The sequence below is a fragment of the Paracoccus sp. (in: a-proteobacteria) genome (genome assembly GCF_047973135.1).
Lineage (GTDB): Bacteria > Pseudomonadota > Alphaproteobacteria > Rhodobacterales > Rhodobacteraceae > Paracoccus.
The window spans coordinates 1-13,071 of record NZ_JBKEBL010000181.1 but is presented as its reverse complement, the minus strand read 5'-3'; the positions used below and the strand labels follow the sequence as shown (position 1 = coordinate 13,071).

The 13,071-nt window shown below is 63.9% G+C and carries 15 protein-coding genes and 1 pseudogene; 9 read left to right on the top strand and 7 right to left on the bottom strand.

The window, feature by feature from the left end; translation table 11 throughout:
- On the top strand, positions 1-428 hold a 428-nt coding region (locus tag ACK5L9_RS13905), incomplete at its 5' end, for a uracil-DNA glycosylase (RefSeq protein ID WP_416912063.1).
- A 384-nt stretch (positions 429-812) separates the two neighbouring features.
- Here the strand turns inward: ACK5L9_RS13905 and ACK5L9_RS13900 are convergent.
- A complete protein-coding gene (locus ACK5L9_RS13900; protein WP_416912062.1) occupies positions 813-1,205 on the bottom strand; it encodes a DUF2147 domain-containing protein in 393 nt (130 codons plus the stop codon).
- A 125-nt stretch (positions 1,206-1,330) separates the two neighbouring features.
- On the opposite strand from ACK5L9_RS13900, the gene hisA reads away from it, so the two are divergent.
- From hisA to ACK5L9_RS13885, 3 genes are all read left to right on the top strand, one after another.
- On the top strand, positions 1,331-2,047 hold the full coding sequence (gene hisA, locus ACK5L9_RS13895; protein WP_416912061.1) for a 1-(5-phosphoribosyl)-5-[(5-phosphoribosylamino)methylideneamino]imidazole-4-carboxamide isomerase: 717 nt from the start codon (positions 1,331-1,333) through the stop codon (positions 2,045-2,047).
- Positions 2,048-2,159: 112 nt separating this feature from the next.
- Entirely contained in the window at positions 2,160-2,921 is a 762-nt protein-coding gene (hisF, locus tag ACK5L9_RS13890; protein WP_416912060.1) for an imidazole glycerol phosphate synthase subunit HisF, read from the top strand.
- Complete coding sequence (locus ACK5L9_RS13885) at positions 2,918-3,235, top strand: phosphoribosyl-ATP diphosphatase (protein ID WP_416912059.1); 318 nt, start codon at positions 2,918-2,920, stop codon at positions 3,233-3,235. The genes hisF and ACK5L9_RS13885 overlap by 4 nt, the downstream gene beginning before the upstream one ends.
- Positions 3,236-3,497: 262 nt before the next feature.
- Here the strand turns inward: ACK5L9_RS13885 and ACK5L9_RS13880 are convergent, their stop codons facing one another.
- Both ACK5L9_RS13880 and ACK5L9_RS13875 read right to left on the bottom strand, forming a co-directional pair.
- On the bottom strand, positions 3,498-3,710 hold the full coding sequence (locus ACK5L9_RS13880) for a hypothetical protein (protein WP_416912058.1): 213 nt from the start codon (positions 3,708-3,710) through the stop codon (positions 3,498-3,500).
- Between the two features lie 274 nt (positions 3,711-3,984).
- Positions 3,985-4,983 carry a Fe(3+) ABC transporter substrate-binding protein gene (locus tag ACK5L9_RS13875; protein WP_416912057.1) on the bottom strand — a complete coding sequence of 333 codons (999 nt, stop codon included), beginning with the start codon at positions 4,981-4,983 and terminating at the stop codon, positions 3,985-3,987.
- A gap of 126 nt (positions 4,984-5,109) precedes the next feature.
- On the opposite strand from ACK5L9_RS13875, the gene ACK5L9_RS13870 reads away from it, so the two are divergent.
- Positions 5,110-6,918, top strand: coding sequence for an ABC-F family ATP-binding cassette domain-containing protein (locus ACK5L9_RS13870; RefSeq protein WP_416912056.1), 1,809 nt, complete (start codon positions 5,110-5,112; stop codon positions 6,916-6,918).
- Here the strand turns inward: ACK5L9_RS13870 and ACK5L9_RS13865 are convergent.
- A complete protein-coding gene (locus tag ACK5L9_RS13865) occupies positions 6,858-7,886 on the bottom strand; it encodes a zinc-binding metallopeptidase family protein (protein WP_416912055.1) in 1,029 nt (342 codons plus the stop codon). The genes ACK5L9_RS13870 and ACK5L9_RS13865 overlap by 61 nt on opposite strands.
- A 248-nt stretch (positions 7,887-8,134) precedes the next feature.
- Here ACK5L9_RS13865 and rplU point away from each other — a divergent pair.
- From rplU to ACK5L9_RS13845, 4 genes and pseudogenes are all read left to right on the top strand, one after another.
- Positions 8,135-8,488: pseudogene (gene rplU / locus ACK5L9_RS13860) on the top strand (50S ribosomal protein L21); the annotation flags it as partial.
- A gap of 21 nt (positions 8,489-8,509) precedes the next feature.
- Positions 8,510-8,782, top strand: coding sequence for a 50S ribosomal protein L27 (gene rpmA / locus ACK5L9_RS13855; protein WP_416912054.1), 273 nt, complete (start codon positions 8,510-8,512; stop codon positions 8,780-8,782).
- 93 nt (positions 8,783-8,875) lie between these two features.
- Positions 8,876-9,460 carry a GNAT family N-acetyltransferase gene (locus ACK5L9_RS13850; RefSeq protein ID WP_416912053.1) on the top strand — a complete coding sequence of 195 codons (585 nt, stop codon included), beginning with the start codon at positions 8,876-8,878 and terminating at the stop codon, positions 9,458-9,460.
- Between the two features lie 85 nt (positions 9,461-9,545).
- On the top strand, positions 9,546-10,526 hold the full coding sequence (locus ACK5L9_RS13845) for an LLM class flavin-dependent oxidoreductase (RefSeq protein WP_416912065.1): 981 nt from the start codon (positions 9,546-9,548) through the stop codon (positions 10,524-10,526).
- Here ACK5L9_RS13845 and cbiB read toward each other — a convergent pair.
- The 3 genes from cbiB to ACK5L9_RS13830 all read right to left on the bottom strand — a co-directional run bounded on the left by cbiB (position 10,521) and on the right by ACK5L9_RS13830 (position 12,653).
- Complete coding sequence (cbiB, locus tag ACK5L9_RS13840; RefSeq protein ID WP_416912052.1) at positions 10,521-11,438, bottom strand: adenosylcobinamide-phosphate synthase CbiB; 918 nt, start codon at positions 11,436-11,438, stop codon at positions 10,521-10,523. The genes ACK5L9_RS13845 and cbiB overlap by 6 nt on opposite strands.
- Positions 11,429-11,968, bottom strand: coding sequence for a histidine phosphatase family protein (locus ACK5L9_RS13835; protein WP_416912051.1), 540 nt, complete (start codon positions 11,966-11,968; stop codon positions 11,429-11,431). The genes cbiB and ACK5L9_RS13835 overlap by 10 nt, the downstream gene beginning before the upstream one ends.
- A gap of 88 nt (positions 11,969-12,056) precedes the next feature.
- Positions 12,057-12,653: an OmpW/AlkL family protein gene (locus tag ACK5L9_RS13830; RefSeq protein WP_416912064.1), complete on the bottom strand. Its 597-nt coding sequence runs from the start codon at positions 12,651-12,653 to the stop codon at positions 12,057-12,059.
- Between the last annotated feature and the right edge of the window lie 418 nt (positions 12,654-13,071).

The following is a 13,071-nucleotide window of genomic DNA, read 5'->3' as shown; positions in this document are numbered from 1 at the left end:
GTCCCGGCGTCGCCCCGCCCCGGTCACTGCGCAATATCTTTACCGAGATGCGCGATGATATCGGTGCCGCGCCTGCCTCTGGCGACCTGTCGCATTGGGCGCGGCAGGGGGTGCTGTTGCTGAATACCTCGCTTTCGGTGCTGCCGGGCGCGGCGGGGGCGCATGCCGCATGGGGTTGGGAGCGGCTGGCCCGCGAGGCCATCGCCAAGGCCCAGAGCCACGGCCCGATAGCCTTTCTTCTGTGGGGGGCACATGCGCAAAAGGCAGTGGCGGGCCTGCCCCGCCCGCAGGATCTGCGGATCGCCACCGCCCACCCCTCGCCCTTGTCCGCCCGGCGCGGCTTTTTCGGCAGTCACCCCTTCAGTCGCATCAATGCCTGGCTGACCGGACAGGGCCGGGATCCGATCGACTGGCCCGGCTCAACGTAATCACCTGAAGCGGCGAGGGGTTTCCGCAGGGTGATGTGTTATGTTTCATGGGAACCCCCGAATTGCAGAGGTTTTCCTTCTCTCCGTTGCCGCGTCCGGACCATTTCCCACCGCCGGATGACCCGCGCCAGTCGGGCAGGGTCATCTATCCGCAATCCTGTGCCAACTGTCCCGACAAACGACCGATCCCAAGGGCCGGAGGCGCGGATATTGCTGCCGTCGGGGCGAGGGCTGGACAGCGGACACCCGCCGCGACACTGCAAAAGCCCGGTATCAATGCGGCGCAAACGCCGCATCCAGCCTTTCCGCAATGGCGGGCAGGGTGCCGCGAGGGTGACATATTGCGCGAAGACAACGCGTTTCGGGCGAGGCGCGCAGGCGCGTTTACTTGACCCGCGACCAGGTCTGGCTTTTGCACAGCAATCCGCCTGCCACGCAGCCCGACAGGCTCATGCTGTTGCCGCTGAGCCTGGCCTTGCCGATATACACCTTGTTATTCGAGGGACGCCAGAGACGGCCCTGATAGCCGCCGTTGCCGTCGGGAACCATGTCGATCAGGATCTGCCTGCCAATATTGGGCGAGCTGACCTCCTTGTCGTCGCGATAGGTCTTGGCGATGGTGCCGCAAAAGGCCTTTGCGCAGGGGGTGATGCTGACGCGGGCGAAGAATCCGTTGTCGGGCTGTGTCTGCCAGATTCCCTCGATCGGGTCGGCGCTGGCAGCGTTGGCGGCCAAAAGGGCGGCAGTTGCGGCGGCAAGGGCAAAAATCTTCATCATGGGTACTCCGCGGAAAAAACCTGCCCGCAGGATACCGCGCGCCGGGGGGCAAGGTGAAGGCCCGCCCTTTCACTTTGTCGTCCGAACTGGCAAAGGGGGCGTAACGGAAACTTGCGAGGCACGGCATGATCCTTTATCCCGCCATCGACCTGAAAGACGGCAATTGCGTGCGCCTGTTGCGCGGCGACATGGAGGCGGCGACGGTGTTCGGCACCGATCCCGCCGCACAGGCCCGCGCCTTTCAGGATGCCGGGGCCGAATGGCTGCATCTGGTCGATCTGAACGGCGCCTTCGAGGGCAAGCCGGTCAACGGAGGTGCTGTCGAGGCGATTCTGGGGGCGATCGGGATTCCGGCGCAACTGGGCGGCGGTATCCGCGACATGGCGACGATCGAGGGCTGGCTGGATCGCGGGTTGCGCCGGGTGATCCTGGGCACGGTCGCGGTCGAGGATCCGCAGCTTGTCCGCGATGCCGCCGAGGCTTTTCCGGGCCGCATCGCCGTGGGTATCGACGCGCGGGCGGGCCGGGTGGCGACTCATGGATGGGCGACCGAGACCGACCTGACCGCCACCGATCTGGCCCGCCGCTTTGAGGATGCGGGCGTGGCGGCCATCATCTATACCGATATCGACCGCGACGGTGCGATGCAGGGTCCGAATGTTGCCGCGACCGAGGCGCTGGCCCGCGCCGTCAGCATCCCGGTGATTGCCTCGGGCGGGGTTTCGTCCATGGCCGATCTCAAGGCACTGGCTGCCACGCGGGTGATTGCCGGGGCGATCTCGGGGCGCGCGCTTTACGACGGCGCGCTGGATCTGGCCGAGGCACTGGCCGTCCTGCGCTGAACTGTCGGCATGCGGGGCAGGGGCTGCGAAAGCCGCCCCCGTCGAAGGGGCGACTTTCGCGGGGGGCAAAGCCCCCCTTTCCCGGACCCGCAAGCCGCGCTAGAAGCAACCCATGCTGAAGACCCGTATCATCCCTTGTCTTGACGTCGCAGATGGCCGTGTGGTCAAGGGCGTCAATTTCGTCGATCTGATCGATGCGGGCGACCCGGTCGAGGCCGCGCGCGCCTATGACGCTGCCGGTGCTGACGAAATCTGTTTTCTGGACATTCACGCCACCCATGAAAACCGTGGCACGATGTTCGATCTTGTCACCCGCACCGCCGAACAGTGTTTCGTTCCCCTGACGGTGGGGGGCGGCGTGCGCAGCCATTCCGATGTGCGTGCGCTGCTGCTGGCCGGGGCCGACAAGGTCAGTTTCAATTCTGCCGCCGTGGCCAACCCGGATGTAGTGGCCGAAGCCGCCGACCGTTTCGGCAGCCAGTGCATCGTCACCGCCATTGACGCCAAGACCGTCGCCCCCGGCCGGTGGGAGATTTTCACCCATGGCGGGCGCAAGCCCACGGGCATTGACGCTGTCGGGTTCGCCCGCACTGTCGAGGCGAAGGGTGCTGGCGAGATCCTGTTGACCAGCATGGATCGGGACGGCACCCGCGCCGGTTTCAACCTGCCCCTGACCCGCGCCATCGCCGATGCGGTCGGCATTCCGGTCATTGCCTCGGGCGGGGTCGGCACGCTGGATCATCTGGTCGAGGGCGTCACCGAAGGCCATGCCAGCGCGGTTCTGGCCGCCTCGATCTTTCATTTCGGCACATTCACCATTGCCGAGGCCAAGGCCCATATGACCGCCGCCGGTATCCCCATGAGGTTGACATGACCGCCCTGCACCGCCTTGCCCAGACCGTGATTGCTCGCAAATCCTCCGATCCCGACGATAGCTGGACGGCGCGGCTGTTGGCCCTCGGCCCCGAGAAATGCGCTGCGAAATTTGGCGAAGAGGCGATCGAGGCCGTGATCGAGGCGGTCAGGGGCGACCGCGACCGCCTGCAGGCAGAGGCGGCGGATGTGCTGTATCACCTGCTGGTCATGCTGGCGGCGCATGACCTGACGCTGGCCGATATCGAGGCAGAGCTGGAACGGCGCGAGGGGATCTCGGGTCTGGCGGAAAAGGCGGGGCGGAAGCAGGGATAGGCCCGTCTGGCCTTGCACGCGCGTTGCCTGCGAGGGTGGGCTTGGCGCTGAAAAATGGCCGTTCATAATCCGGCTCTGCCGGTTCTCTGCCGGTTCTCTGCCGGGAACGGGCGGCAGGGGTGCGATGCGGCCATGGTGTCGGCGGATGAATTCCGGAACCCGTTGGTCAGAAGCTTTGCAAGCGCGGGCGTGGGGACAATTGGCGGGCGTCGCGCCTTGTATAGCTGACGGAAGCCAATTTGATCATCAAATTGGCGCAGAATCAGCGTAAAATCAAATGGTTATAGCCTGAAAATACAATCAAAATAAAGTCATCAGACCATACCAAGGGCTGTCGCTTTTGACTCACGACCGAGTTTTTCGGCTTTTCAAGGCCAGAGGCGGCGGCTGCCATGACCAGACTCATATGGCGAGGCCATCCATGCCATAAGCGCGCCTCGCAATGATCGAGCCCCAAATCGTCCAAGGCCAGCAACAAGCAATTCCTGATTGTCCAGCGCATCCCGGCTGCGGTGGCCGGTTCCGGCAGAGAGTGAAGCAAAGCTTCAAGGCAAGCGCAACCCGAGTGGTGGTTTGCCGGCGGGATTGACCACGGCTTTTTGGGTAGGCGTGACGGGTTCTTCCTTGGTCAACGGGTCGGATCCGGGAAACAAGGGGGTCCGGGGGGCTCGCCCCCCGGCCACCGCCCCCGGCAAGGCACCGCCCCCGGCAAGGCACCGCCCCCGGCAAGGCACCGCCCCCGGCAGGGTTCAGCCGTCGAAATTGACCTCTTCGATCAGGGTCAGCGCCTCGGGGCGCAGGCGGGAAATTTCGCTCAGGGGAACGTTGTCGGGGGTGAAATCTCCCCAGCTTGCCACCAGCTCTGAACGTTCGACATGATCCGAGACGGGGAATTCGTAATTGGTCTCGGCATAGATTTTCTGCGCTTCATCGCTGACCAGAAACTCCAGCATCTTCATGGCCGCGTCCTGGTTCGGCGCGGATTTGGTCATCGCCACGCCCGAGACGTTGACATGCGTGCCGCCATCTTCGAAGACCGGAAAGACGATGCGCACCGAATTGGCCCATTCCTGCTGCTCGGGATCTTCCAGCATCTTGCCCATGTAATAGGTGTTGCCCAGGCTGATGTCGCATTCGCCCGCCCAGATCGACTTGACCTGACCGCGGTCGTTGCCCTCGGGTTTCTTGGCCAGATTGGCCTTGACCCCCTCCAGCCATTGCCGGGTGGCGTCGGGGCCGTGATGGGCCAGATAGGCGGCGGTCAGGGCGACGTTGTAATCGTTCGTGAAGGGGCGGGTGCAGATGCGGCCCTTCCATTTCGGATCGGCCAGATCCTCATAGGTCGTCACCTCTCCATCGGCCACGCGTTCCTTGCTGGCATAGACGATCCGCGCGCGCGTGGTCAGGCCGAACCAGTTGCGGTCCTGATCGCGCAGGCCCTCGGGGACGGCGTCAAGCGCTGCGTCCTCGACCGGCTGGGTGATACCCGCATCCTTGACCTCGCCCAGGCGGGCGACATCCACCGTCATGATCAGGTCGGCGGGGCTGCGGCTGCCCTCGGCCTGCAATCTTTCGACCATACCCTTGTCCACAAAGGCGGTATTCACGGTGATGCCGGTCTTTGCGGTAAAAGCGTCGGTCAGCGGTTTCAGCAATTCCGGCTGGCGGTGGGAATAGATGTTCACCTCTTCTGCAAGCGCGGGCAGGGCGGTTGCCCCCAGCAGAGCGGCAAGGATCATGGATCGCATATTCGACTCCTTTAGTCAGAATTTCGTCCGTTCTGCCACCCGTACTGTCCCCCGTCAATAACCGAGTAAATAAATCGGACATCGTGCCCGATTGACCACCCGCCCGCCGCGCGCTAGGGCGCAGCCATGGCACGCGCACCCTTGTTACAACTGACCGACATCTCGCTGACCTTCGGCGGCAACCCCGTATTCGAGGCGCTGTCCCTGACCGTCCAGCAGGGCGACCGGGTGGCGCTGGTCGGGCGCAACGGATCGGGTAAATCGACGCTGATGAAGGTCATGGCGGGGCTGACCGAACCCGACCGGGGGCAGGTCGTGCTGACCGCCGGTGCCCATGCCGGCTATATGGAGCAGGATCCCGATCTGACGGGTTTCGCCACGCTTGGCGATTTCGCCCGTGCCGGTCTGCCCGAGACCGAGGGCTATCGCGTCGAAATGGCCGCCGAGGGGCTGAAATTCGATCCTGACCGCCCCGTCTCGACGGCTTCGGGCGGCGAGCGCCGCCGCGCCGCGCTGGCCCGGCTGCTGGCGCAGGCCCCCGAGCTGATGCTGCTGGACGAACCGACCAACCATCTGGATATTCAGGCGATCGGCTGGCTTGAGGATCATCTGTTGCAGACCCGCGCGGCCTATGTGCTGATCAGCCATGACCGGACCTTTCTGCGCAACCTGACGCGGGCGACCCTGTGGATCGACCGGGGCGAGGTCAGGCGGCAGGAAAAGGGGTTCGATGCTTTCGAGGAATGGCGCGAAACCACCTGGGCGGCCGAGGACGAGGCCCGGCACAAGCTGGATCGCAAGATCAAGGCCGAGGCGCGTTGGGCGGTCGAGGGGATCAGCGCGCGGCGCAAGCGCAATCAGGGCCGGGTACGCGCACTGGCCGCCCTCCGGGCCGAGCGTGCGTCCCAGATCCGGCGGCAGGGCACTGCGGCGATGGCGCTGGATGCCGCGCCGCAATCGGGCAAGCGGGTGATCGAGGCCAAGGGCATTGCCAAGGCTTTTGGCGACCGGGTGCTGCTGCGGCCCTTTGACCTGCGCATCATGCGCGGCGACCGGGTGGCCTTTGTCGGGCCGAACGGAGTCGGCAAGACCACCCTGATCCGCATGCTGACCGGAGAGGCCGCGCCCGATCAGGGCGATGTCACCCTTGGCAAGAACCTTGAACTGGCGGTGTTCGATCAGGCCCGCGCCGCGCTGGACCCGGAACTGTCCCTGTGGGATTCGTTGACCGGCGATCCGGACATGCGTGTTTCGGGGCGGGCCGATCAGGTGATGGTGCGTGGCCAGCCCCGGCATGTCGTCGGCTATCTGAAGGATTTCCTGTTCGACGAGGCGCAGGCCCGCGCCCCCGTCCGCAGCCTGTCGGGCGGCGAAAAGGCGCGGCTGCTGCTGGCGCGTCTGATGGCGAAACCCTCGAATCTGCTGGTGCTGGACGAACCGACCAACGATCTGGATGTCGAGACGCTGGATCTGTTGCAGGATATTCTGGGCGAGTATGATGGCACGGTTCTGCTGGTAAGCCATGACCGCGATTTCATCGACCGCGTGGCCGACACCACTGTCGCGATGGAAGGCGATGGCCGCGCCGTGATCTATGCCGGCGGCTGGACCGATTATCGCGGCCAGCGCGGCGAGGATGGCCTTGCCGATGCCGCGCCTGCCCGCAAACAGGCCGCGCCCAGAATGCCCGAGGCTCTGAAACCGGCAAAGCCTGGTCTTAGTTTTACGGAAAGGCACCGGCTTGAGGAATTGCCCGCCATCATCCAACGGCTGGAGACCGAGATCGCAAAGCTGGCGGAATTTCTGGCCGATCCCGACCTGTACCAGACCGCTCCTGCCCGGTTCAGCAAGGCGACCGAGGCGCTGACGGAACGTCAGACCGCGCTTGAGGCCGCAGAAGAGGAATGGCTGACGCTTGAGGACAAGGCGGGCTGATCTTCCCGACCGATATGATCGCGCATCCAGCCATGCGCAAAGGCCATCTTTTCGCGCACCGGACCGGTCAGGACAAAGGGATACAAATCGTCATTGTCCAGCGCCCGGTTGATGCTGTTGATTGCGATGGCGATCTCGGTCGCGGCGGTCAGCAGCCGGGCGCTGTCGGTTTCGCGGTAAGGGTCCAGATCGGTCGGAAGTCCCGGCATGGACAGGCCGCAATTGACGAAACTGTCACTGAAATCGACCAGATGCAGCAGATGGGCAAATGTCTCGGCCCAGTCCTCGTGGGGATGAGCGGTCGCATAGCTTGTGATGAACTGTTCGCCCGGATCGCGCGGGTTGGCGTAATGCGCCTGAAGCGCGGTCGCGTAATCGGCGCGCTCATCCCCGAACAGCGCACGGAAGGCGGGCAGAAAGCCGGGGGCAAGCGCCAGCCGGTCAAAGCAGAAATGCGCCAGCTCGTGCCGGAAATGCCCCACCATCGAGCGGTATTGCTCGCCCAGTTGCCTTTGGCGTTGCAGCCGGATCAACTCGTCCGCTTCGGTGACGTTGATGGTGATCTGCCCCGAGGCGTGACCCATGACGATCCGCTCGGTCCGGCCTTGGGTCTTTTCCGACAGCATCAGAAAGACCGGGCGCATCCCCGGATCGGCATCGGTGAACCAGTCCCATCGCGACAGGTTGACCAGAACCCACCGTTTCGCATGTTCGGCCCCGGCCAGCAGGGACAGGTTGTCACCGACATGCAGCGCCGGAACCACGCGCGACATGGCGCAGGACCGGCACAGATGTCCGTCCCCTTCGGCGATCCAGTTGCAGCCGATGCTGTCGCGATTGCCGCAAGAGGCCGCCGCGTTCACCATCGCCCGCGCCTCGGGGTCATAATGCAGCGGCAGGCCGCAGACGCAGACAAGGTTGTGAAAATAGGCGCGTGCGCCGCAGGAGGGACAGGAAAGGCGTTGCATGCTGATCGCTCCGGTTCCGGGGGCATGGAAGGCCGCGTGCGCCCCGTGAGACAGGTATCGGCGATTTGCTTGACTTGTCCATCCGAATCCTCCATATCCTGCCGGACCGGCTGGGCAAGTGCTTTTGGCCGGTATGTTATTTTCAATGAACCCCGTCTTTCGGGCGGGGCGCAGTCCGAAGGCGGGGCAGCCCGAAACGCCGGATCCGACCGGGGCCGCAGGACGCGGAAGACGAAGGAAACGAAGCGATGTTCGCGGTTCTGAAAACGGGCGGCAAGCAATACAAGGTGCAGGCGGGCGACGTTCTGCGCGTGGAAAAGCTGAATGCCGCGGCTGGTGAGACAGTCCAGTTCAACGAAATTCTGATGGTCGGCGCAACCCTTGGCGCGCCGCTGGTCGATGGGGCCTGCGTGCAGGCCGAGGTGATCGATCAGGTCAAGGCCGACAAGGTCATTACCTATGTCAAGCGCCGCCGCAAGCACAGCTCGCAGCGGACCCGCGGCCATCGTCAACAACTGACCCTGCTGCGCGTGACCGAGGTTCTGGAAACCGGTGCCGGTGCAACCGGCGTGAAAGCCGCCGTCGGCGCGCGCACCAAAGCCCAAGCGTAAGGAGAGCGACCCATGGCACATAAAAAGGCAGGCGGTTCGTCCCGCAACGGCCGCGATTCCGCCGGTCGCCGTCTTGGCGTGAAACTGTATGGCGGTCAGTCCGCCACGGCAGGCAATATCATCGTGCGCCAGCGCGGCACAAAATGGTGGCCGGGCGACAATGTCGGCATGGGCCGGGATCACACCCTGTTCGCCCTGACCGACGGGCATGTGACCTTCAGGAAAGGCATGAAGGGGCGTACCTTCATTTCGATTACTCCAGCCGTGCCGGTGGCCGCCGAGTAACCCAAAATTAACATTTCGGTGTTAGGGGGGATCGGCGAAAGCCGGTCCCCCCGGCTTTTTCACATATCTGTTTTCCGGGAGGGGGAAATGGTAATGACTGCACCCATGAGGGAGGGGACGAGACTGGACGATCTTGTGAGGGCTGACGCTGCCGTGTCGGACCAGTCCATCATCGAAACCGAACGCCTCGTCCTGCGACCGCTGCGCCCGTCCGATACCGGACTGATCGCGCATTACACATCCGATCGCCGCGTGGCCGAAGGGACGCGCGCGATCCCTCATCCTCTGCCCCCCGGCGCGGCCGAGGCTTTTGTCGCCCGCGCCCTTGCCGCCGACCGGACCGAGGATGTCTGGGCCATTGACGGCTCGCATCACGATCTGGACGAGTTGCTGGGCGTGGTGTCGCTGACGCGGATGGACGGAAACCAGTCGGAACTGGGTTTCTGGGTCGGAGCCGGGTTCTGGAACACCGGTTTCGCGACCGAGGCGGTGGATGCGCTGGTCGCGGCCAATCCGCATCAGTCGCGCACGCTGTTTGCCGAGGTTTTTCAGGATAACCCCGGCTCGGGCCGGGTGCTGACTCATGGCGGTTTCGTCTATCTGGGCGATGCGGAAAGCTGGTCAGTGGCACGCAATGCGCTGGTGCCGACCTGGACCTATCTGCGCAAGATGGGCTGAGGGGGTGACGGGGCGTCACATGCAGAAACTGCCGACGCGCCGTTGCAAAGCCAGCCGAAAGCCCTAGCTATGTGGCATGAGCAGCATCCCTTATTCCGTTCTTGATCTGTCGCCGGTGCCCGAGGGCAGTACGGCGGCGGATGCGATCCGCAACACGCTTGATCTGGCGCGGCATGCCGAAACCTGGGGTTATCACCGGTTCTGGATGGCCGAGCATCACAACATGCCAGGCATCGCCAGCGCTGCGACCGCGGTGCTGATCGGTCTGGTCGCACAGGCGACCAGCCGGATGCGGGTCGGCGCGGGTGGCATCATGCTGCCGAACCACGCGCCGCTGACAGTGGCCGAGGCGTTCGGGACGCTGGCCACGGCCTTTCCCGACCGCATCGATCTGGGACTGGGCCGCGCGCCGGGCGGCGATGGCGCGGTGATCCGCGCGCTGCGCCGCGATCCCATGGCCGACAGCTTTCCGCAGGATGTGGTGGAGCTGCTGGAATATCTGGGCCCCGAACGGTCCGGCGCACCCGTTCGCGCGCTGCCGGGCGAGGGGACGGATGTGCCCGTCTGGATCCTTGGCAGCAGCCTGTTCGGCGCGCAGCTTGCCGCGCATCTGGGCCTGCCCTATGCCTTTGCCAGCCATTTCGCGCCCGACGCGATGGAACAGGCCATCGCCATCTATCGCGACCGTTTCCGCGCCTCGCGCTGGAGCGATGGCCCTCGTGTGATGATCGCCGCGAATGTCTTTGCCGCCGATGATCCCGACGAGGCCGCATTTTTGCGGACCACGATGCAGCAGGCTTTCGCAGCGCTGCGCCTTGGGATGCCGGGTAAACTGCCCCGACCCGTGCGCGATCTTGACGCGGTGATCCCGCCACAGCTTCGCGCGCTCAGCGACAAGGCACTGAAGATCAGCGCAGTGGGAACCCGCGATCAGGTGCAGGACCAACTTGGCGCGCTGATCGACAGCTATAGGCCGGACGAACTGATCCTGACCGGGCAAATTCATGACCATGCCGCGCGATTGCACAGTTTCGAATTGGCAGCCGAGGCGATGCGGTCGCTATAGCCCCAGGCGGGCCAGCGTCAGTCCCAGCAGAAGCAGCCCCGCGATGACGACTGCCCGGCGATACAGCGCCAACCCGCGTCCGATATCGCTGACATTCGGATCGCGGGCCGCGCCGTTCAGCCAGGGCTCATCCGCGATCCGGCCGGCATAGATGCGCGGCCCCGACAGCCGGACCGACAGCGCTGCGGCCATCGCGGCCTCGGGCCAGCCAGCATTGGGCGAGCGATGCAGCCGCGCGTCGCGCAGGGCAACGCTCGCCGTGGCCAGCCGCCCCGAGGCCAGCGTGAACAGCAGCGCCGTCAGCCTTGCGGGAATCCAGTTCGCCACATCGTCCAGCCTTGCGGCAAAGCAGCCGAATTGCAGATGCCGGGGCGTGCGGTGGCCGATCATGGAATCCAGCGTGTTGATTGCCTTGTAGGCGGCAATCCCCGGCAGCCCGGCCACCGCCGCCCAGAACAGCGGCGCGACCACCCCGTCCGAGGCGTTCTCGGCCAGGCTTTCGATGCTGGCGCGGGCCAGCGCGGGTTCGTCCGCATTGCTGATGTCGCGCCCGACAATCATCGCTGTTGCGGCCCGTGCTCTGGCCAGATCGTCGCGGGTCAACGGGATCTGGACGGCGCGCAGATGCTGATGCAGCGACCGTGCGGCCACCAGCGGCCATGCCAGAACTCCGGCGATGACCGGTCCCAGCCACAGCTGCAACGCCAGCGCCGGAAGGGCGACGCCGGCGATGACGATCAGGCTGGCGACCGTGCCCTTCAGCACCCGCGCGCGCCCCGCATTCATCCGCCGGTCCAGCAGGGCGATCAGCGCGCCGATCCATGTCACCGGATGGCCGATCCGCCGAAACAACGGGTCGGGCCAGCCGATCACGGCGTCCAGCGCCAGAGCGATCAGCGCGGTCAGGGGCATGTCACGTTCACCGCCTCGACCGCCCATCCCGAAGGCGTGCGGCGCATCGTGGTCAGCGACAGCGGCGCAACCGAGAATGACAGAGCGGCGGGACCGATGACCATCGACAAGGCTACGCGGACCGTGCCTGCATGGGCGATAACCAGCGTATCGCGGGCCAGCGATTCCAGCGCAGGGCGCACGCGATCCGCCATATCATGAAAGCTTTCGCCACCTTCGGGGCGCATCGTGGCCAGTTCGGCTACGCTCTGTTCGCCCAGATCGGGCAGGTCCGCGTATGGGGTGCCCTCCCATACGCCGAAATCCTGCTCCCACAGGGCGGGGTCGGTGTCGGGATCGTTCAGACCCAGGCCCGCTGCGGTTTGCAGGCAGCGCCGCGCCGGGCTGCACAGGACATGCGGCGCGGCGCCGATCAGCCGCGCAACACGCGAAAATGCCGCCCCGTCGCTGCAATCGGCATCAATGTCGCGCCGCCCGGTCAGCCGGGCGGCGTTCTGGGGCGGCGCGTGGCGCAGGATTTGCAGGCGCATGGGGGCGTTCTTTCAACTGCGGGCGTCACACAGGTCTAGCGCCGCGACGCGCGATGAAAAAGCCCCGATGCGATTGGGCGTCGCAGGGTCAGAAGCTGCGGACATACCCGACCGAAAACAGCCAGGGCTGGATCTTGGCCTTGCCGATCTTGTCTCCGTTCAGCTTGACATCGGCGTCAAGGTCGAACCAGCGGATATTGACCCGTGCGGCGTCGCGGTCGGTGAACTTGTAGTCGATACCTGCCTGAACCGAGGCGGAAAAACTATTGTCAATATCAAGATCGCCCAGATTCGAATGGGTGTCAAAAAAGAATGTATAATTTGCACCAATTCCCAGATAAGGCTTCCACGCATTATAAGTCGGAAAATGATAATTAACCGAGATCGTAGGCGGCAGATGGTCGGTATTCCCGATATGCTGGCCGTCAAGCTTGAGATCATGCTTGAAGGGCGTTGCTGCCAGAATTTCGATGCCGATATTGTCGCGGATGAAATACTCGGCGGTGAAAATCGGCCTTGTATTGTTGTTGATATCCAGTCTGGCCCCGGCAACCGTGCCGTTATCCGATTTCGGATCCAGAAAGCCCACGCCCACCCCAAGGGTCCATTCGCCCTGTGACTGAGCGTTCGCGGAAGCAGAAAAAACGGTCCCGGCCAGCGCCGCAGCCAGTACAACAGACTTCATAAACATCAAATTATGCCTTTACCAATTTGTAACGTCTAATGATTCCAGAGAATTGTGTGCAGCGCGCTGATCTGGATCAAACCGTGCCCCCTATGGCGACGATTCGTTGCCTATTGGTGACATCAATCGCCGGGGTCCGGGTTGCCCGGCAAGCGGATAGGTGCGCAGCCGCAATCCGGTAGCGCAATACTCATAAGTCTTACATGAATGGCAATTAAGTATATAAAACTATACCGATGGGTATGAAACATACCCGCTGACGTGCTTTGGTATAGTTTTATTATACTTATAATTAGGTAATTGCTACCGAGTTGCTGACGTTTAGTCAATTTTCAACAGTTGATTGGCAAAAGCGTATGCAAATGAAGCCTGAATACGGGCTTGATTTCAACGCAAATCGCCCAAGGGCTTTTAAATT